This window comes from Nocardia sp. NPDC051321, from assembly GCF_044455225.1.
GTDB lineage: Bacteria > Actinomycetota > Actinomycetes > Mycobacteriales > Mycobacteriaceae > Nocardia.
The window spans coordinates 190319-208679 of the sequence record NZ_JBITEM010000016.1; the positions used below are offsets into that span (position 1 = coordinate 190319).

Sequence of the window (18361 nt, forward strand, 5' to 3'; positions counted from 1 at the left end):
GCGGCAGGATGATGGGGTGATCGAGAACGGCGCGGGCGGTTCCGCCGACGACCTGGTCTGGTACGCGGCGTACGGATCCAACATGCACCTGAGTCGCCTCCGGTGCTACCTCACCGGAGGTACCCCGGAAGGTGGGGCACGGACGGTGCCCGGCTGCCGCGATCCCGCCGAGCCCGTCCGCTCGGTCCCCCTCATGCTTCCCGGCCTGCTCTATTTCGCCACCGAATCGTTGGTATGGACCGGCGGACGGGCCTTCTACGACCCCGACGGACCGGGTCAGACCGCCGCCCGCGCCTACCTGCTCACGGTGGCCCAGTTCTCCGACATCGTCGCCCAAGAGATGTACCGCCTACCCGGCACAGATCTGGACCTGACCGAAGCGATCACCAACGGTCGCGCCCTACTCGGCCCCGGCCGCTACGAAACCCTCTCCTACGCAGGAACATTGGAGAGCCGCCCGATCCTCACCTGCACCGCCCCCTGGCGCCACACCGACCTCCCCGGAAACTCCCCCTCCCCCACCTACCTACGCCACCTGGCCGCCGGTCTCATCGAATCCCACTGCTGGACAATCGAAACCACCGCGACCTATCTGGCCACCCGCCCCGGCGCCAACCACACCTGGACCCCGGAAACCCTCGCCGCCCTCCTCGCCGCCTGACCGAGGTAGACACGTGGCGTGGACATTGACGAACTGCAAGCCCGAGCCATCACCATTCACGATCTCTACGACGCGCTGAATCTCGCCGAACGAGGGCGGACGTGGACCAGGGCAGACTTCATGCTCGGGTTCGTCGGGGACGTGGGCGATCTCGCGAAGCTGGTCATGGCGGCCGAGGGGACCCGATCGATGCCCGGCGGGCGTGCGGCACTGGAACACGAACTCGCCGACTGCCTTTGGTCCGTGCTGATCCTCGCGCACCGGTACGAGGTAGACCTCGAGGGCGCGTTCACGAAGACGATGAGCGAGCTCGAGCAGAGCATCTCGGATCGACTGGGTCGTCGATCGGGTTCAGCGTGAGCACCTTTGCCGCCGATACCGTGACAACCCGATCGTCGTGCTCACTCCGCAGGACCGACCTTGGGTGTAGTCAGCCCCGCGGGAATCTGATGGTGCGCCCCACGCCGTCGGGATGGCCCACCGCCCGCTGCTCGGCCGCGAAATGCGTGAGCCGGGTTCGCACCCCGCCCCCTTCCCCACGCTGTCAGCGATTACTTGCCCAACGTATAACCAATCATTTGCTTGGTGCAACTGCTGCCATCGCCACCATGCCGAGGTCAGCAGGCCACCGACGTCTCTGAGCACCCGATAGCCGGTGCGAACCAATCGGCCACCGCGATGCTCAGAGCGCCAGGAATCAGTGGATTGCGGGCTCGGCGGCCGGGGCTTCGATTCCGGCGGTCGGGATCGACGGCGGATGGCAGTCTGCGGTCGGGGATTGGGCGGACAACGATTGCAAGAGGCAGCCCACATTGATGAGCGACCCGGAACCCGAACTACCCGTCCCGGCTTGGGCGGCTGGGGCTGCGATGAAAAGCGAGGCGGCGCAAAGCAATCCGCCGGCCATAATTTTGCGAGTGATCATGGTGGACTAATCGCGGCCCGAGACGCCGATGTTGCGTGCACGGATGCCCCCAATGTCTTCGCCAACGATTCTCTGCTGTGCAGCGTCGATCCCCATACCGAAAGGCGAAACGATTCGGCCGTGGCGAACGGGGTAGATCGTGAGAAGAATATCCGTCCAGTGCGAAGGAGTCCTCTGTTGCCCGATCCCGCAGCGGTACTTTTCGATATCGACGGGACCCTCGTCGACTCCAATTACCTGCATGCCAGGGCCTGGCACCGGGCGTTCCGCGACGCGGGCGCCACCGTGCCGACCTGGCGCATTCACCGCTCGATCGGCATGGACGGCGACACGCTGATCGAGACACTGGCGGGCGACCTGGCCGAGGCCGCCGCCGATCGTGCCGACGACCTGCACTCTCGCTACTACCTGGACAGTGCCGACGAGCTGACCTTGCTGCCCGGCGCCAGGGAGGTGCTTGCGGCGCTGCACGCCCGCGGCCTGCGCGTCGTGCTCGCCACGTCCGCGCCCGAGGACGAGCTGTCCCTGCTGCGCAAACTGCTCGACAGCGAGTCCGTGCTGTACGCGGTGACCGGCGGCGAGGATGTCGAGACCGCCAAACCCGATCCGACCATCGTGCAGATCGCGCTCGATCGGGCTGGTGTTCCCGCGCAGCGCGCGGTCTTCGTCGGCGACACGGTCTGGGACGTCCGGGCCTGCGTTGACGTCGGCGTGCCGACGGTCGGCGTGCTCAGCGGCGGCATTTCGCGCGCCGAACTGGAAAACGAGGGTGCGGCATTCGTCTGCGACGACGTCGCGCAACTATTGCACCAGCTCGCGGATAGTCCGATCGCTCGCTTGCTCTGAGCAGCGGGGCGATTGGCGCCTGATCGGGAACGGAATCTCGGCCACTGGTGGCCGAGATTCCGGCTGCGCCGACGAGCCCACGGGGATACCGGTCGATTCGATCATGGAAAGATGATCCTCGACCTATCTCACCAGCGGACGTATTGCGTTGTCGCGGTGAAATTCTCGGCGCTATTTCTGGATCGCGTAGCGCAGCTCTACCAGGCCGTTGTCGAATGCGGTTGCCGCGAGCACCTTCAGGTCTTGCCGATCCTGGAAAACGCGCCTGCCCTTGCCGCGGGTGACCGGGCAGACCCGCATGTGCACTTCGTCGACGAGGCCGGCGTCGAGCAGGGACTGCACGAGTGTCAGGCTGCCCCACAGCCAAATGTCCTTGCCGCTTTGTGCTTTGAGCTCGCGGATGGTGGCAGCCGGGTCGCGCGTCACGGTCGCAGCGGGAAATTCGCCCCATGGCGCGTCATCGAGGGTCGACGAGGCGACGAACTTGGTGAGGCTGTTGAGCTTCTCGCCGTATTCGCCTTGATCCTCGGCGTAGGGCCAGTAGTCCTTGGACTGGGCGTAGGTTTTCGCGCCGAGAATCATGGTGTCGACCGAGTCGATGAACCCCATCACGCTGGCCTTGAACGCGCGGTCGGACTTCTCCGAAAACGGCTCAACGGACACGAAGCTGAGCCCGCCGTCCTCCTCCGCGGCAATGTTGTCGACAGTAACCCACTGCTGGACGATGAGCTTGCGCATAGCGATGATCCTCCTCGGTCACGCGGCCCGTTCTAGCCGCTACACCCCCAGGACGGAGCCACCACGACATTCTCGACATCCGGTCACCTACCAATCGCTGTTCAGTGGCACACCATGGCGGGGGTCTTTCGGAAAGCCCCCGCCGTGGTGTGCCATTGAATCGGCATTCACCTTGACGGAGGGCGAGTGGTGGCCATGTTGGGTAGCGAACGGCGGCAACGGTATAGGCACTGAACACCGGGCAGGCAGGGTCGTCGGGGTGCCACATCGCCGGATCCGCTGCTGCGTCATGCTGTGCCATACTTGCCGCTAGGCGGCATCGACTCCTTCGGAGCTGACCGTCCTTGACTGCGGTGTGAATCTGCCCGCATGTCCACCTCTGTGCGCATTTCGCGGCGAACGCAGTGCACGCCCCTCTTCGAAATCCCGATCGATTACCCGGACCGATGCCGTCGGCCCGGTCCGAAACCTGTCCTGGAATGGAGTGAAAGTCCTTGACTACCAAAAGAATTACCGCCGGAACCGAGCGCGCGCTCATCGAGAACACGCTCGACCGCAACCGCGAAGCGCTCATCGCGACCGCACGCGGCCTCTCCGAGGCCGACGCCCGCCGACGACTCGTTGCCTCGCTGACGACGCCGATCTCGGTGATCAAGCATGCCGCCGCGGCGGAACGGATTTGGTTTCAGCGGTTTTGGGCGGGGCTCGACGAAGCCGAATGCGACGGGTACTCGCGCCGGGACGAGGGCACCTTCGCTGTCGCCGCGGACGAGTCGCTGGCCGATGTGATCGCCGAGTTCGAGCGCGCCAGTCAGCGATCGCGGGAGATCGCCGCCCGTTTCGAACTCGATGACACCAAGGACTTTCCTCGCGAAGGAACCGTCAGTATGCGCTGGACGCTGCTCGCCATGATCGAAGAGTTCGCCCGGCACGCCGGTCACGGCGACATCCTCCGCGAACAGATCGACCAGCCCGTACCTCGGCAACCGGCCTCGTGAATTCGGTGCTACCCAGCCAGCGGCGAAATCCCACCGACATGAGCAGCTCTGCCCACCGAGGCCTCGACAGGCGTCGATCAGATACGGCGGGAATGGATTTGGCTGTTCACTGGAGTCCGGCGCGTAGCGCGTTGACGCGGTCGACGGCGGCGGTGAAGGCGGTCGGGTCGAGTTGGCCGCTGGTGTAGGCGTCGGCCAGGGCGGACGTGGCACTCTCGCCTTGGCCGATGTCGCGGGCCGAGCACAGGATCAGGTCCATGCCTGCGGCCGCGGCGGACGTGGCGCGCTGGCCGGTGGTGCCGAACGAGTTCAGCGCACCGGCCTCGATGGCGTCGGTGATGGTGACGCCGCCGAAGCCGTTGCGGCCGCGTAGTTCCTGATTGACGATCGCGGGCGAAAGTCCGGCAGGCCGGTCGGGGTCGAGCGCCGGGTAGATCGCCCAGGACAGCATGACCAGCTTCACCCTGGCGAATATTGCTGGCGGGTAAGGGAACTCGTCGACCGAACGTAGCTTGGACACGCTGACGGGGAGCGTGACCGGACCGAGGTCGGTGTTCTGATCCCTGGGCGCCGAGCCGAGGCCGGGGAAATGCTTGGCGGTGGCGGCGACTCCGGTCGCCTGTTGCGCGGTGGTGAACGCCAGCCCGAGCGCGGCCACCGCGGCGGGATCGTCGCTGAAGGAGCGCTGGAAGCGGTCGATGAAATTGCCGGGGGTGTCGTAAACATCAAGCACCGGAGCGAGATTGACGTTCATTCCGACACCGCGCAAGGTGCGCCCCGCACCAAACCCCGCGGCAACGGCCGCGACAAGCGGATTGGCGGACTGGCCAACCTGTTTCGCCGACAACACCGGTTCGCCCGGCAGCCGCCGCACGATCCCGCCCTCCTGGTCGGTCATCAACAACAGCGGAACATGGATCGGACTCTGCGCCTGCGCCTCCCGCAACTGCCCGACCACCCCGGCGATCTGATCGGTACTGGAAATGTTCTCCCCGAAGAAGATCACCCCGGCAGCCCTGCCATCGCGGATGGCGTCGAGCAAGGCCGTAGGCGGAACCAGACCCGAATACGAATAGATCACCCGCTGCCCAGCCAACTGCAGCGGCGTGAGCCCCGTCGCCCCCGCTATCGGCCCAGAAACCGCGGCCACCTGCACCGCACCGACGAGCACACACACCAGAACGGCAGCCAACCGGGCATGCCAACGACGGAATTCGATTGCGAGCTGCGACATCCCAACTCCTTCCACCCTGCAAGACAATGGTCGCGCATCGAACGTCACAACGCGAGCCCCCGTCCCCCCCATGGAACTGGCCATTGCCCGCAACGAACAACGCACGCCCGCCGGACCCCCAACGGCCGAATCCGCACTGCCTCTAGGGTCCTAGAGGCAGTGCGGATCCCGAGAGTGGGCGCAAATTCCTTGGCCGATGACGGGGCGAGCTCGCAACGGAGTCCCCCGTATCAAGGGTGGGTTGGGGAGTCGTCTAGTTGGTAGCCGAGTTTTACGTCGTGGTTGACTTCGCCGCTTGCGACGGTTATTTGGCTGGTGGATGGGGGGTAGCCGCGGGCTACTACGGTGTATTGGCCTTGGGGGAGGTCGGTTACCAGGTAGCGGCCGTTGTCGTCGGTGCGGGCGGTGGCGGTCAGGTCGCCGGAGGTGGTGAGGACGCTGATCTGGGCGTCGGGGATGGGGCGGCCGTCTTCGGCGCGGGCGGAGCCGACGAGGACTGCCATGGGAGACATGTCGATGTCGTGGCGGAGCAGGCCCGCGTCGGGGACGGTGAGGGTGCTGGCGTTGGGGCGCATGTGTTCGGCCACGGCTACCAAGGTGTATGTGCCGGAGACAATCCCGTGGCAGGTGTAGCGGCCGTCGGCGGTGGTTGTTGCCGCGCCGACGACTTCGCCGCGCAGGTCGGTGAGGGTGATGGTGGCGCCGTAGAGCGGGGTGCCGCGGGCGGCCGAGCGGACGATGCCGGACAGCTCGCCGGAACCGAGCAGGGTGAGGTCGAGGTGCTGGGCGCGCTGGCCGACCGTGACGGTCACCGCCGCCGGTTGATGGCCGGTCGCGGAGATGATCAGCACGTAGCTGCCGCTTTCGGGCACGTCGATGACGTAGCCGCCGTCGGCATCGCCGGTGGCGCGCGAAACCTGGTGTCCGCGTTGGTCGATCAGGGTGAGCGCGGCGTCGGGCACCGGGTGACCGTTCTCCCGGCGGATCCGCCCGCCGATGGCACCGTCGCCGTATCCTTCGAAACCCTCCACCGAGTCGAGCACGGTCACCGTGGAACCAGTTGCCGCCATGGCGAACTGGTGCGATCCGTTGTGCTCGGCGGACGAGTGCCCGGCGACGGCACCGGCCAGTACCGGTTCGGGTTCGGCGAGCACCTGCGCGGCACCTTCCCAGACCTGATCCGCGTCCCAGCTCGACTGCACCACCGGCGGTTGCACCCGCGCCGCGACGGGAGCCGGATCGTCCTGCAGCGGAATCTCTTTCATGAACATCAGCACGAAGCAGGCCAGCAGCGCCACCGCCGCGGCCACATAGAACACACCATGCATGGACTCGGTGAAGCCGATCAGGATCGGCGTCTTCAGTTCCCCGGGCAGTGCCTCGATACCGCTGGTGTTGCTCTGCATACTGCTGAGCTGTCCGGCATCGAACCCGGGTGGCAACTCCCCGCCGAACGCGTCGATGATCTTGGTCGGCAACAGATTGAACAGAATCGTCAGGAACACCGCGACGCCGAGGGTGCCGCCCATCTGCCGGAAGAACGTCGCCGCCGCGGTGGACACACCCATATCCGAACGCGGACCGGCGTTCTGCGCCGCGATGACCAACGTCTGCATACAGAAACCGAGGCCGAGCCCGATCACCGCGCAGTAGGTCAGCGGCTGCCACAGCACGCTGTCATAGTGCACCTGCGCGAACAGCGCCGAACCGGTCGCGGTGATGAAAGTGCCTGCCACGGGCAGGATCTTGTAGCGACCGGTCCACTTGGTGATCCGGCCGCCGAGCTGCGATCCGGCGGTGATGCCGAGTACCAGCGGCAGCATCAGCAGACCGGCGTGGGTCGGGGTGAACCCGCGCACCACTTGGAAATATTGCGGAACCATGGTGATGGCGCCGAACATGGCGATGCCGACGATGAAGCCGCCGAGGATGGTCACGCTGAACGTCGAACTCTTGAACAGCCGCAACGGAATCAGCGCCGCGTCCTTCATCAGGAACTCGACGAGCAAGAACAGCAGCAGCCCGACCGCGCCCACCGCGTAGCACAGCAGCGACCGATGCGATTCCCACCCCCAGTGCCTGCCCTGCTCGGCGACGACGAGCAAGGGCACGGTGCAGATGGTCAGCGTCACCGCGCCGAGCCAGTCGATGCGGTGATTCTGGCGCTGGTGCGGCACATTCAGCACCCTGGCGACCACGAGCCACGCGAGCACACCGACCGGCACGTTCACCAGGAACACCCAGCGCCAGCCCGCGATGCCGCCGAACGTGTCGAGATCGGAGAAGAAGCCGCCGAGCACCGGGCCGAGCACGGTGGCGAAACCGAAGACCATCATGAAATAGCCTTGGTAGCGCACCCGTTCGCGGGCGGGCACGATATCGCCGACGATGGTGAACGCCAACGACATCAGGCCGCCGGCCCCGAGGCCCTGGAACGCGCGGAACCCGGCGAGTTCGTACATCGAGGTGGCGAAGGTACACGCCACCGAGCCGATGATGAACAGCCCGATCGCCGTGAGGTAGAACGGCTTACGCCCGTAGATGTCGGCCAGCTTGCCGTACAGCGGCGTGGTGATCGTCGCGGTGATCAGGTAAGCCGTTGTCGCCCAGGCCTGTTCGTCGAAGCCGTGCAGGCTGTTGGAGATCTTGACGATCGCCACGCTGACGATGTTCTGGTCGAGGGCGGCCAGGAACATGCCGAGCAGCAGACCGGACAGGATGGTCAAGATCTGCCGGTGCGACAGTGCGGTGCTCGCGCCCGCTTCCAGGCCCGGCGGCGTTGCCTGGGTGGTGGAATTCGTCATGTGCGCCCTAATTCTGGTCGGCTGCGTTGTCAGCGTTTTTCCTCGAACACGCGCATCCGATCACCGGTCGCCGCGAATATCGATGCAGGGCCGTCGATCGGGTCGGCTCAGCGCGCGGCCAAGCCATGTGCCATAAGCGATCTGCTCTAACTACTGCTGGTAAAACTCTCAGCGGTGCGACAGTTCGGCGAGCTTACCGGTGCGCTGCGGGCCGCCAACGGGCATGGCCCCTCCCCATTTTCACCAGCAGATCTACCGAACCGTGCAACTAGTTGCTAACGCGAACAATACATAGGCCCGTCAATCCATTATCACCGCGGGTAGGAGGTTCCAGACAAACCCGCGCCCGGATAGCCACTTGCTATGTAAGGTCTTTCGTGTCCCGCCGCATGCGGGACAAGCTTCTGCGGCGCGGGCTGCGGTATGCCCTTGTCGCACGTTCCGAACAACATCCGGCGACAGGGGGAATCAGCAGATGTCCGAAAACGGGCCGGCACCCAGCGACCCATCACCCGCACCCGCACCCGCACCCGCACCCGCACCCGCACCGAATGGTGGCACCACGACCGACGCCACACCTTTCTGGCGGTCGATGCTGTTCTGGGCAGTGGTGAGCGGCGTCGGGACGGTGCTTGCGGTGTTCGTCGCCATCGCCCAGTGCGCCAGCTCGAATTCGCCGTCGGCAGCGCCGAGTAGCTCGCCTGTTCAGGCCCCGTCCGCACGACCGACAACCGTCGAACCACCGCCGCTGGCCCAGGGCCACCAGAAGATCGCCAATGTCGAGGGAATCGACCTGGACAACGGGCAGGTCCACGATCAGAACCAGCTCGGCGTGGATATGAGTCCGTCCAAGACCGCCGACTCCCTCAACGCCATGACCAACGGCAAACCCCGCTTCGCCATCCCGCGCGACGACACGGGCTCCGGCCTGGACCGCTGCAGCGCGATCCTGCCCGCCGCCTGGACCGAAACCTTGGCCAATACCTACCACCTGCCCACCGGCAGCCACCTGTGCGTGCAAACCGACCAGGGCAACCTGGCCGACCTCACGCTCACCCATATCCCCTCCGCCGCTGAGCAATACCTCGAATTCGACTTCACCACCTGGCGACCCAGGTAAGCCACCCGACACCCGCCACGGGCGGCAAGGCTCGTCGGTGCCCGCCGGGACGGTAATGTTGGCGCGTCGCGAGGTACAAGGCCTGAGGGTGTGCCGGACGAATGTGGGTACTCCGCGTTAGTCGCATTTGACGACGACCGAGTAGGTCAACGCGGATGGAAGGAGACCGGAGTCGATGCTTTCCGGGCAGAGTGGGCAGACAGGCCTCCTCGGCGACGGTGACGGCAAGGCCCGCGCAGAAGCACCGATTCCTGAGCGCCGACCAGACCGTGCCGCCGTCTGGAGTTGGCCGGAGTTGTCGGTGTTACTGGTCGAGGACGATCAAGGCGACGCGCTGCTTGTCGAGGAACTGATCGCCGATGGCGCGCCGGGCCTGCCGATGCGGTGGGTGCGGTCCGCGGCCGAGGCGCGCACGGTGCTCGCACAGCGGCTACCCGATTGCGTGCTGCTCGACCTGCATTTACCCGACGCGCAAGGACTGGAGACGCTGGCCGCGGTGCGCGAGTACACCGATCAGGTGGCGGTCATCGTGCTCACCGGGCTGGACCAGGAGCAGGTCGGGCTGGCCGCGGTGGCGGCCGGCGCCCAGGACTACCTCGTCAAAGGCCGGGTGGAACCCGAATTATTCAGCCGTGCACTGCGTTACGCCATCCAGCGGAAACAGGCCGAGCGGGCGTCGGCGGCGCTGCGGTCCAGCCAGATGCGGGCACGGGAGAACGCGCGACTCGAACGCGGCCTGTTGCCGACGCCACTGCTGCGCGGCGAACGCGCGGTCGACATCGTGGCGCGCTACCGCCCCGGCCGGGCCAACGCCCTGCTGGGCGGCGACTTCTACGATGTGGTGCAGCAGGCCGACGGCACCGTGCACGCGCTGATCGGCGACGTCGCGGGGCACGGCCCGGACGAGGCCGCGACCGGTGTGGCGCTACGCCTGGCCTGGCGCACCCTGGTGCTCAGCGACATCTTCGGCATCCGGCAGTTGCGACTGCTGGAGGAGGTGCTGCTGGCCGAGCGCACCGGCAAGCAAACCTTCGCCACCCTGACCAGCCTGATCCTGCGCCCGTGCGATCATCGCGTCGCGGTCACCAGGGCGGGGCACCCCGGCATGCTGGTGCGCACCGGTTCCGACATCGACTGGGTCGAAGTTCCCGGCGGTCCCGCACTCGGTTTCCTGCCTGGTCGCGCCGAATGGTCCGTGCACGAGATCACGTTGCCCGTCGGCTCCGGCCTGATGCTGTTCACCGACGGCCTCTTCGAGGGCCACACCGACGCAAGCCAGGATCGCCTCGGCGAGGAAGGTCTGCTGGAGCTGGCCCGCACGGTCACCGCCGCCGAGCCCGCGGTGTTCGTCGACGAGTTGATCCGGCGGGCCGAGGAACTCGCCGAGGCACACGGCGGACTCGAGGACGACGTGGCGGTCATGTACTTGCAGTGGAATCACCGAGACCTGAACCAGGACAATCGATGACAACATCCTCCGGGAAGCAGTCCGCGGCCGGTCGACTGACCGTCCAGGGCTGGTTCATGCTCGTGCTGGCCCTGATGGTGATCTTGGTGATCATCGGAACGGTGATCGGCGCGCAGCAGCTCAGCAAGACGAACCGGGTCGCCGATCGGATAGTCGACGGGGTCCAGCCCGCCACCGCCGAGACCTATCGGCTGCAAGGCGCACTGCTCAACCAGGAGACCGGCATTGGCGGCTACGCCATCGGCGGCGACGACCAGTTCCTCACGCCGTATTCCGAGGGGGTCCAGGACGAGGCGCGGGCGGCGGCCAGGATCCGCGCGCTGCTCGCCGACCGCCCGCAGCTGCTCACCGACCTCGACGCGGTGGAACGCGCGGCTGCCGAGTGGCGCACCGGTTACGCCGAGCCACTGATCACCGCGGTGCGGGCACGCGGCCCTGCGGCGGTCGACAAGCTCGCGGCAGCACGCGGCAAGGCCACCTTCGACAACGTCCGCACCCTGTTCGCCACCCAGAACACCGACCTCGCCGCCGAGGTCGACCGGGATCGGGCCGAGCTGAAAAGTACTCGCACCGTGCGTAATGCGGTGCTGGCCGGACTGGTCATCTCCTTCCTGTTGGCCTCGGTCGCGCTGACCATCCTGGTGCGCAAGCTGGTCGCGCGCCCGCTGGACTATCTGGAGGCCGCGTCCCGGCGCGTCGCCGACGGCGATTTCGAGCATCACATCACCGCGCGCGGACCCGCCGACCTCGCTACCGTCGCGGAGGCGGTGGAGGGCATGCGCCGCCGGGTCGTCGCCGAGCTGGAGTCGTCCCGGGTCCAGGAGGCGATGTTAGCGGCGCAGACAGCCGAATTGGACGCGCAGACCGCGGAATTGCGCCGCTCCAACGCCGAACTCGAGCAGTTCGCCTACGTGGCCTCGCACGATCTGCAGGAACCGCTGCGCAAGGTCGCCGCGTTCTGTCAGCTGCTGGAAAAGCGCTACGCCGCCCAACTCGACGAGCGCGCGATCCAATACATCGACTACGCGGTGGACGGCGCCAAGCGAATGCAGGTGCTGATCAACGATCTGCTCACCTTCTCCCGGGTGGGGCGCGTCATCGACGGCAACGTGCCGATCGGCCTCGACCAACCCCTGGACAAGGCGATGACCAATCTCTCGGTGGCCGCCGAGGACACCGAGCTGCGGCTGGAACGCCCGGACGAACTACCCAAGATCACCGGCGACCCGACGCTGCTGACCATGCTGTGGCAGAACCTGATCGGCAACGCGATCAAATTCCGGGCACCCGATCGACCGCCGGCCGTCCGCATCGAGTGTGTCGCAGACGGCGACACCGGCGGCTGGCTGTTCTCGGTGGCGGACAACGGGATCGGTATCCCGCCGGAGTTCGCGGAGAAGGTCTTCGTGATCTTCCAGCGGTTGCACAGCCGTGAGGAATACACCGGCACCGGCATCGGGCTCGCACTGTGCAAGAAGATCGTCGAACACCACGGCGGGAAGATCTGGCTCGATACCGAATACTCCGACGGCACGCGCTTCTGGTTCACCCTGAACTCGCCTGTGCTGCCTGCGGATACCAGCGCACTCGGCGAAACCAGCAAGCCCGTCGAAGTCACAACGTCCGGCGAAACGAGCCTGCCGAGCCACGCTAGCTGAGTCCGCACCATCCCCGATAGTCTGTACCCCCGATGAATACAGGAGTTCCTCTTGCCCATTCCCGGCCAGCCCATCGACATCCTCCTGGTGGAGGACGACCCCGGCGACGAATTGATGACCAGGGAAGCGTTCGAGGACAACAAGATAGGCAACACCCTGCACGTCGCACACGACGGCCAGGAGGCCCTGGATTTCTTGTATCAGCAGGGTGAGCACGAGGGTGCCCCGCAGCCGGACCTCATCCTGCTCGACCTCAATCTGCCGAGATACGACGGACGTCAGGTGCTCGAGCGGATCAAGGCGGATCCGGAGCTGGCGCATATCCCGGTGGTCGTGCTCACCACCTCGGCTGCCGAGGAAGACATTCTGCGCAGCTACAAACTGCACGCCAACGCCTATGTGACGAAGCCGGTCGATCTGGACCAATTCGTCGCGGCCATCAAGCACATCGACGACTTCTTCGTCCAGGTCGTCCGGCTGCCCCGGCAGGGCTGAGCTCGAGCGGAACGCTGCGCCGGCCCGTTAGGCCGGGCGGCGCGGTTCCTCGATGGCGAGCGCCTCGTCCACCGTGTTGTGCACGCTGAGCAGCTTGTCCAACCCGGTTACCTCGATCGGCCTGCGCACCGGCGGCGAGGCCACCACGCGCAGCTGCCCGGACGGCAGCGCTTCCGCGGCCACCAGCAGCACACTCAAACCGGCGGAGCCGAAGAACTCCACCTGGGACAGGTCGACGACCAGGGTGGCAGGCTTGTCCTGCAACGCCTCGTCCACCGCGGCCTGAAACTGTGGCGCGGAAGCCATATCGATTTCTCCGGTGAGCGACAGGATTCGCGCGGCGTCGACCGATCGCACATCCGTCTCCAAGCTCTTGGCCTTCCCGTCCGTGCTCATCGAGTACCCACCTGGTCGCCGGCCCGGACGGCTGCACCGAGCACCATTCGACCTCGACCCGACCGACCTGAGCCCGCTACACCAAACCGGTTGCCTGGCACCGCCACTTCGCTACCTCCGACGCGTCGACCCCCCGCCCGTCCGAGCACGGCGCGGAGATGATCCAACTCGCCAAACTACCGTAGGCCGACTCGGCTCGCCGCGCCCGCCTCGGCCTGCCGTGTCCGGGTAATTCTCAGCGCACCCGCGCCGGGCGCCGGTCTTCGGCGAAGTCGAGCTCGAGTGTCACCGGAATGACCTCGACCTCCAATGCTTCGCGCAGGCGAGTGACCGCGTGGCTCAGAATCCTGCGCCGCAATTGCGCGATGTCGGCGGTCGGTTCGGCGGTGACCACCAGGTGCAGTTCGGGCGCGGCACGGCCGCCGGACAGCCAGGCCGAGGCGGTGCGCACGCCCTCGTAACTTTCGATGTCGGTGGCCACCGGGGCCGCGGCGGTCGATGACTCCAGCACGGTGGTCCCGGCCCATTCGGTGCCGCCGGTACGCCAGGTGACCGACTTGGGCATCCGGAATACCTGGGCAAACAGCCAGCGCAGGCACAACAGGCCGATCAGCACAGCGACGGCTACCGCCGCCCACAACACCCAGGTCGGCGGGGCCGCGGTGCCTGGAACGAGGGTGTCGTCGGACTCCACCCAGCGCAGCCGCCCATAATGCGCGGCGACGGCAAGCACCCCCGCGGCGAGCAGGAGCAGTCCGATCAGCCCGAGCACACTCCGGTTCAACCCGGCCGGACGGTTGGTGCTACTCATCACGCCTCTCCTGTCTTCGGTCCGTGCAGCTTGGCCCGGACGCGGCGCACCGGCTCCGGACCGATCTCCTGGACGCGGCGGGTGAGCGTCTCGCAAATCTGCTCGGGCAGACCTTCCGCGCCTACTCGATCGGTGTGCGCCGACACCTTGACCCCTTTGCGCCGCAACCGGATTCGGGCCGAGCTGACGCCATCCACCGAGGCCGCGGTGCTGCGCAGCGCGGCGCGCAACCCGCCGCGGGTGACGCCCGCGGACATCCCGTCGTCGGTGCCGAGCGGCAAGACGGCGGGCCTGCCCGGCCACAGCGCCAGCGCGAGCAGCCCGAAGCCGAACACGATCGCGCCGATACCAACGGCAAGGACCGGCAGGTCGTGCCAGGTCATCCCGTGTAGATCGGTCGCGACGCTGTCGTAGGACAGGAATTGGTGCGCGCCGACCAGCCGCTGGATCAGCGACACCGCCACCGCGACGCAGATGGCGAGCAGCAGCACCGCGAGCACGATCGCCGGGCCGGCCCGGCGTGGCCTGCGAATCACCGGACCCTCCTTCCCGCAACGGTTTCGGTGGTCAGTTCGGTGACGACGATGTCGATCGCGCTCACCGCGAGCCCGGTCAGCTCGCTCGTGCGGCGGGCCAGGTGCGCGCGGCATGCCTCGGTGACCCGGCCGATCGGCGACGGATACACGATCGGCAACCGGATATCGAGTGCGGTCCGGTTCGCGAAGACCCTGGCGTCGACCCGCACCTCGGCCCCGACACCGGCCACCTCGCGCGCGGCCTGCGCGACGATCCGCTGGACCGCGCGCGGCGCCACCGTGGTGACGCCCGGATACTCGTCCGCGACGACGGCGGTCATCGCCTGCCCTTGCGCTGTGCGGATTGCAGCAATCCGGCCAGATCCAGCTCGCCGTCGAGCCAGCGGCCGACCACCAGGCCGAGCACGGCGAACAGCAGCACGATGGTGAAGGCGCCGAATCCGCCGAACGCGCCGGCGAAGCCGAGCGCGAGACCGACCGCGAGGCAGATCGCTGTGGCACTCATCTACTGCACCCGGCTGCTCTGCGCCGGCTCGTCGTCGTCGCCGGGGATGTAGACGTCGTTGACGTTGATGTTCACCTCGACCACATCGAGGCCGGTCATCTGCTCGATCGCGTTGATCACGTTGCGGCGCACCGCCCGAGCCAATTCCGCGATGGCGACGCCGTATTCGACGACCAGCTCCAGATCGACGGCGGCCTGGGTCTCCCCCACCTCGACCGAAACCCCTTGGCCGATACTGGCGGACGCGCCGGGGATGCGATCGCGAATGGCACCGAACGCGCGGGCCGCGCCGCCGCCCAGGTCGTGCACGCCACGCACCTCGCGGGCCGCGAGCCCGGCTACCTTCTGCACGACGATGTCGGCGATGGAGGTGGTGCCCTGGTCGCTGGCCAGCTTGCTGTTCTTGTCGGATGCCGCGGCGGCGGAAACCCGGCTCGCCGGGGCCTTGTTGTCCGTGGGCGCCTTCGTGTCCGTGTTCTTCTCAGTGGTTGTCGTGGTGGTGCTCATTGCTCCTCCTGATTTCCCTCGCGATACAGCGGACATCGGCTTCATTGAGATCGACACACGATCCCGCCCGATCGTCACGGGCTCGGCAGTGTGAGCTAGGTAACCCCCTCACTGCCGAAGGCTCCGGCATCGAGCTCGGTCACTACCAAACACAGCCTGGCGTCTGACCATTCGGTCTCGGCCAGTGCGTCGCGCAGTGCGGCAGTTGCCTTTTCCAGCAGCGGAGCCAATGGCAGCTCGGCCGCGGCGACGCGCATCTCGACCCGGCCCGGCCCGACATCGACCGCGAAACCCCGTGCGTCCCAGGGCCACCATGCGGGGCTCTCCGCGCCCAACGGTGCCGCGGGACGAATACCATCGATCGAGTCCAGCGCGCCAAGGATCACGGCGATGATGTCGCTGGCAGCAGTCACGACCGCGCCTCGCAGGCGCCCAGCTCCATCGGATGCCCCGGCACGCCGCGACCGCGGTTCGCTCGCTGATACTTCATTGCTGCTCCGGCTCGATATCGAGAATGGTCACCGACACTTCATCGACCATCTGCCCGGTCTGTTCGAACACGACTCGCGAAACCTCCTGTTGCACCGCGTGACCGACCACCGATGCCGGGCGGTCGGCCGAAATCACCACGTCCACTTGCACACTCAGCGCGCCCGAGGCGGACCGGCGCACCCGGACGCCCTCCGACGGCGCGGGGTCGGCACTGGTCAGGCGCTGCTTGCCCACCCGAACCAGCGACGAGACCAGCCCGCGCACACCGGGTTCCAGCCGGATCACGCCGGGCGTCGCGCACGCCGCCTGCGCGGCCACCGCGGCGACGACCGGCGCCTCGACGCGTACCTCGGAAAAAGCATCGGTCGTCATCGCCGCGGGCCCCCCGTTTCGTCGTCCTCGTAGATGTCCGCGACCACCAGATCCAGCGTCTCCAGCACGAGACCGACCTGGGCGGCGAGCGCGGCGCTGACCCGTTCGCGCACCAGCGGCAGCGCCTCGCCCACGGTGCTGTGCCCGAATCGGATGGCGACCGAAAGCTCGACCGCCACCACGGTTTCCCCGGCTACGCCCATGCCGACCCGGCGCACCCGGCACTGCCTGGCGCGCACGCCGGGCACCGAGTCGGCGGCATAGCGCAGCACGGTGGCGACGGCTTGCTCGCTCACCTCGACCGTGCCCGGCGCGGGGGTCGGCAAGACCAGGGTCCGCCCGCGCCGTGCCTCGGCGCGCACCGCGGACATGATGCGTCCGGTCAGATCGGAGGGTGCCGGATCCGGTTCGTCGATCAGTTCCTTGGTCGCCGCGCGCAGGGCGAGCAGGCTGTCTCTGGCCGCCCGGCAGTGCGGGCAGGTGGTCTCGTGTTCGTCGCCGAGACCGGCCTCGACCGCGTCGAGCCGATTCCAGACCTGTTCGATCTCGCGGCCGCAGGGCAGCCGGTAATCCTGTTCTGTCGTTCCGTTCACCGCCATGGTTTCATCACCTCGGACAAGTGGGCTCGCGCGCGGGCAATCCGGCCACGTACCGCCGTCGTATTCACTTCGACGATGTCGCCGATCTCCTCGTAGGTAAGCCCGTGCACCTCGCGCAGCAGCCAGCAGGCGCGCTGTTCGGGCGTGAGCAGCTGCAGCGCCTCGTTCAGCGCGGCCAATTGCGTGCTCACCTGCACCGCGTGCTCGGGCTGGGTGTCCGAGCGTGGCGATTCGGTGGTCTCCGGGTCGACCTCGACCGTTGGCTTGCGGGCCCGGATCACGTTCAGGCATCGATTGGTTGTCATGCGATAGAGCCAGCCGACGAAGGCCGCGTTTTCGTTGAGCTGCGGTAGTCGGCGCCAGGCACCGAGAAAGACCTCCTGGACGACATCTTCGGCGTCGGCGCGGTCGGCGAGCATCTTGACCGCGAGACGAAACATTCGATCCTGATAGCGCAGTACTAGCTGCTCATAGGCCCGCATATCGCCGTCGCGCGCCCTGCTCACCAGGGTCGCATCATCGGGCGCGGTCTCGGCAACCGTTTCTGTCGTGGTCACAGCACCTCCTCCACCGCTCATCAGGCAGACACCGGGGATTGGAAACCGTCACGGCCAGTATGACGTGATCGTTGTCTCATTGGTTGCTGCGTGCGCTTTTGTGCGACGGCCGTGTCAGTACGACGTGTGCATCCAACCCGGATGTGCCGTGACACAGCGGAGGTTTCGATGTCTCTGAGCGACAAGATCGGCAACAAGGTCGACGAGTTCGGCGGCAAGGCCAAGGAAGCCGCGGGCAACGCGACCGGCGACGACGACCTGCGCGCCGAAGGCAAGGCCGATCAGGTCGAATCCGCGGTCAAGGGCGCGGTGGACAACGTCAAGGACGCCATCGGCGACGCGGTGGACAAGGCGAAGAACGCGCTGGGCAAGTAGCCCGCGCGTGCGGTGTGCGGCCGCGAGTACGGCCGCACACCGCCCGGTTCGAACAGAGGTAGGACAGTGATCAATCATCGACCGACCAGAATCGCCGGTGCCGAACCGGGGACCGCGGTGCTGGCCATCGCCACCTGTCTGGCATTGACCATCGGAGTGGCGGCCATGACCGAATCCGTCGTCGCGACCGTCGCCGCCTGCGTCAGCATCGTCGCCGGGCTGGCCCTCGTGCTTGCCATCCTGCCGCACCAGGCTTGACGACCT

General features: G+C 66.9%; 23 protein-coding genes. 10 read left to right on the top strand and 13 right to left on the bottom strand.

From position 1 onward, the window contains the following. Window positions 1-16 precede the first annotated feature (16 nt). The 3 genes from ACIA8C_RS34455 to ACIA8C_RS34465 all read left to right on the top strand — a co-directional run bounded on the left by ACIA8C_RS34455 (window position 17) and on the right by ACIA8C_RS34465 (window position 2432). A complete protein-coding gene (locus ACIA8C_RS34455) occupies window positions 17-661 on the top strand; it encodes a histone deacetylase (RefSeq protein ID WP_397142048.1) in 645 nt (214 codons plus the stop codon). An 18-nt stretch (window positions 662-679) separates the two neighbouring features. Further along, on the top strand, window positions 680-1021 hold the full coding sequence (locus tag ACIA8C_RS34460; RefSeq protein ID WP_397142050.1) for a nucleotide pyrophosphohydrolase: 342 nt from the start codon (window positions 680-682) through the stop codon (window positions 1019-1021). Window positions 1022-1763: 742 nt separating this feature from the next. Beyond that, window positions 1764-2432, top strand: a complete 669-nt coding sequence (locus ACIA8C_RS34465; RefSeq protein WP_397142052.1) for an HAD family hydrolase — start codon at window positions 1764-1766, stop codon at window positions 2430-2432. Between the two features lie 171 nt (window positions 2433-2603). On the opposite strand, the gene ACIA8C_RS34470 is transcribed toward ACIA8C_RS34465, so the two are convergent. Then, window positions 2604-3170: a dihydrofolate reductase family protein gene (locus tag ACIA8C_RS34470; RefSeq protein WP_397142054.1), complete on the bottom strand. Its 567-nt coding sequence runs from the start codon at window positions 3168-3170 to the stop codon at window positions 2604-2606. Between the two features lie 494 nt (window positions 3171-3664). Between ACIA8C_RS34470 and ACIA8C_RS34475 the strand changes: the two genes are divergently transcribed. Next, window positions 3665-4168, top strand: coding sequence for a DinB family protein (locus ACIA8C_RS34475; RefSeq protein ID WP_397142056.1), 504 nt, complete (start codon window positions 3665-3667; stop codon window positions 4166-4168). Between the two features lie 106 nt (window positions 4169-4274). Here ACIA8C_RS34475 and ACIA8C_RS34480 read toward each other — a convergent pair whose 3' ends face one another. Both ACIA8C_RS34480 and ACIA8C_RS34485 read right to left on the bottom strand, forming a co-directional pair. Beyond that, window positions 4275-5402 (bottom strand): glycoside hydrolase family 3 N-terminal domain-containing protein, encoded by a 1128-nt coding sequence (locus ACIA8C_RS34480; protein ID WP_397142058.1) that lies wholly within the window; start codon window positions 5400-5402, stop codon window positions 4275-4277. Between the two features lie 230 nt (window positions 5403-5632). After that, window positions 5633-8206 carry an MFS transporter gene (locus ACIA8C_RS34485; RefSeq protein WP_397142060.1) on the bottom strand — a complete coding sequence of 858 codons (2574 nt, stop codon included), beginning with the start codon at window positions 8204-8206 and terminating at the stop codon, window positions 5633-5635. 475 nt (window positions 8207-8681) lie between these two features. On the opposite strand from ACIA8C_RS34485, the gene ACIA8C_RS34490 reads away from it, so the two are divergent. From ACIA8C_RS34490 to ACIA8C_RS34505, 4 genes are all read left to right on the top strand, one after another. Beyond that, the gene (locus ACIA8C_RS34490; RefSeq protein WP_397142062.1) at window positions 8682-9326 is read left to right on the top strand and encodes a hypothetical protein; all 645 of its coding nucleotides are present in this window, start codon (window positions 8682-8684) and stop codon (window positions 9324-9326) included. A 175-nt stretch (window positions 9327-9501) separates the two neighbouring features. Next, window positions 9502-10794 carry a PP2C family protein-serine/threonine phosphatase gene (locus ACIA8C_RS34495; protein ID WP_397142064.1) on the top strand — a complete coding sequence of 431 codons (1293 nt, stop codon included), beginning with the start codon at window positions 9502-9504 and terminating at the stop codon, window positions 10792-10794. Continuing rightward, a complete protein-coding gene (locus ACIA8C_RS34500; RefSeq protein WP_397142066.1) occupies window positions 10791-12452 on the top strand; it encodes a CHASE3 domain-containing protein in 1662 nt (553 codons plus the stop codon). The genes ACIA8C_RS34495 and ACIA8C_RS34500 overlap by 4 nt, the downstream gene beginning before the upstream one ends. A 51-nt stretch (window positions 12453-12503) precedes the next feature. Beyond that, window positions 12504-12947: a response regulator gene (locus ACIA8C_RS34505; protein ID WP_397142069.1), complete on the top strand. Its 444-nt coding sequence runs from the start codon at window positions 12504-12506 to the stop codon at window positions 12945-12947. Window positions 12948-12974: 27 nt separating this feature from the next. Here ACIA8C_RS34505 and ACIA8C_RS34510 read toward each other — a convergent pair whose 3' ends face one another. From ACIA8C_RS34510 to ACIA8C_RS34555, 10 genes are all read right to left on the bottom strand, one after another. Next, entirely contained in the window at window positions 12975-13343 is a 369-nt protein-coding gene (locus ACIA8C_RS34510; protein ID WP_397142071.1) for an STAS domain-containing protein, read from the bottom strand. 235 nt (window positions 13344-13578) lie between these two features. Beyond that, the gene (locus ACIA8C_RS34515) at window positions 13579-14154 is read right to left on the bottom strand and encodes an alkaline shock response membrane anchor protein AmaP (RefSeq protein WP_397142073.1); all 576 of its coding nucleotides are present in this window, start codon (window positions 14152-14154) and stop codon (window positions 13579-13581) included. Then, window positions 14154-14690 carry a DUF6286 domain-containing protein gene (locus tag ACIA8C_RS34520; protein ID WP_397142075.1) on the bottom strand — a complete coding sequence of 179 codons (537 nt, stop codon included), beginning with the start codon at window positions 14688-14690 and terminating at the stop codon, window positions 14154-14156. Before ACIA8C_RS34520 ends, ACIA8C_RS34515 begins: the two co-directional genes overlap by 1 nt. Next, window positions 14687-15010 (bottom strand): Asp23/Gls24 family envelope stress response protein, encoded by a 324-nt coding sequence (locus ACIA8C_RS34525; protein ID WP_397142077.1) that lies wholly within the window; start codon window positions 15008-15010, stop codon window positions 14687-14689. The genes ACIA8C_RS34520 and ACIA8C_RS34525 overlap by 4 nt, the downstream gene beginning before the upstream one ends. Next, on the bottom strand, window positions 15007-15195 hold the full coding sequence (locus ACIA8C_RS34530) for a hypothetical protein (protein ID WP_364739899.1): 189 nt from the start codon (window positions 15193-15195) through the stop codon (window positions 15007-15009). Before ACIA8C_RS34530 ends, ACIA8C_RS34525 begins: the two co-directional genes overlap by 4 nt. Beyond that, the gene (locus tag ACIA8C_RS34535; protein ID WP_397142079.1) at window positions 15196-15702 is read right to left on the bottom strand and encodes an Asp23/Gls24 family envelope stress response protein; all 507 of its coding nucleotides are present in this window, start codon (window positions 15700-15702) and stop codon (window positions 15196-15198) included. It abuts the gene before it with no gap. A gap of 95 nt (window positions 15703-15797) precedes the next feature. Then, window positions 15798-16115 carry a hypothetical protein gene (locus ACIA8C_RS34540; RefSeq protein ID WP_397142081.1) on the bottom strand — a complete coding sequence of 106 codons (318 nt, stop codon included), beginning with the start codon at window positions 16113-16115 and terminating at the stop codon, window positions 15798-15800. A 73-nt stretch (window positions 16116-16188) separates the two neighbouring features. Beyond that, entirely contained in the window at window positions 16189-16566 is a 378-nt protein-coding gene (locus tag ACIA8C_RS34545) for an Asp23/Gls24 family envelope stress response protein (RefSeq protein ID WP_397142083.1), read from the bottom strand. Continuing rightward, on the bottom strand, window positions 16563-17165 hold the full coding sequence (locus ACIA8C_RS34550; protein ID WP_397142085.1) for an Asp23/Gls24 family envelope stress response protein: 603 nt from the start codon (window positions 17163-17165) through the stop codon (window positions 16563-16565). Before ACIA8C_RS34550 ends, ACIA8C_RS34545 begins: the two co-directional genes overlap by 4 nt. After that, window positions 17156-17722: an RNA polymerase sigma factor gene (locus ACIA8C_RS34555; RefSeq protein WP_397142087.1), complete on the bottom strand. Its 567-nt coding sequence runs from the start codon at window positions 17720-17722 to the stop codon at window positions 17156-17158. The genes ACIA8C_RS34550 and ACIA8C_RS34555 overlap by 10 nt, the downstream gene beginning before the upstream one ends. 168 nt (window positions 17723-17890) lie before the next feature. Here ACIA8C_RS34555 and ACIA8C_RS34560 point away from each other — a divergent pair, with 168 nt between their 5' ends. Further along, the gene (locus ACIA8C_RS34560) at window positions 17891-18097 is read left to right on the top strand and encodes a CsbD family protein (RefSeq protein ID WP_396996032.1); all 207 of its coding nucleotides are present in this window, start codon (window positions 17891-17893) and stop codon (window positions 18095-18097) included. Window positions 18098-18163: 66 nt separating this feature from the next. Beyond that, a complete protein-coding gene (locus ACIA8C_RS34565; RefSeq protein WP_397142089.1) occupies window positions 18164-18355 on the top strand; it encodes a hypothetical protein in 192 nt (63 codons plus the stop codon). Window positions 18356-18361 lie beyond the last annotated feature (6 nt).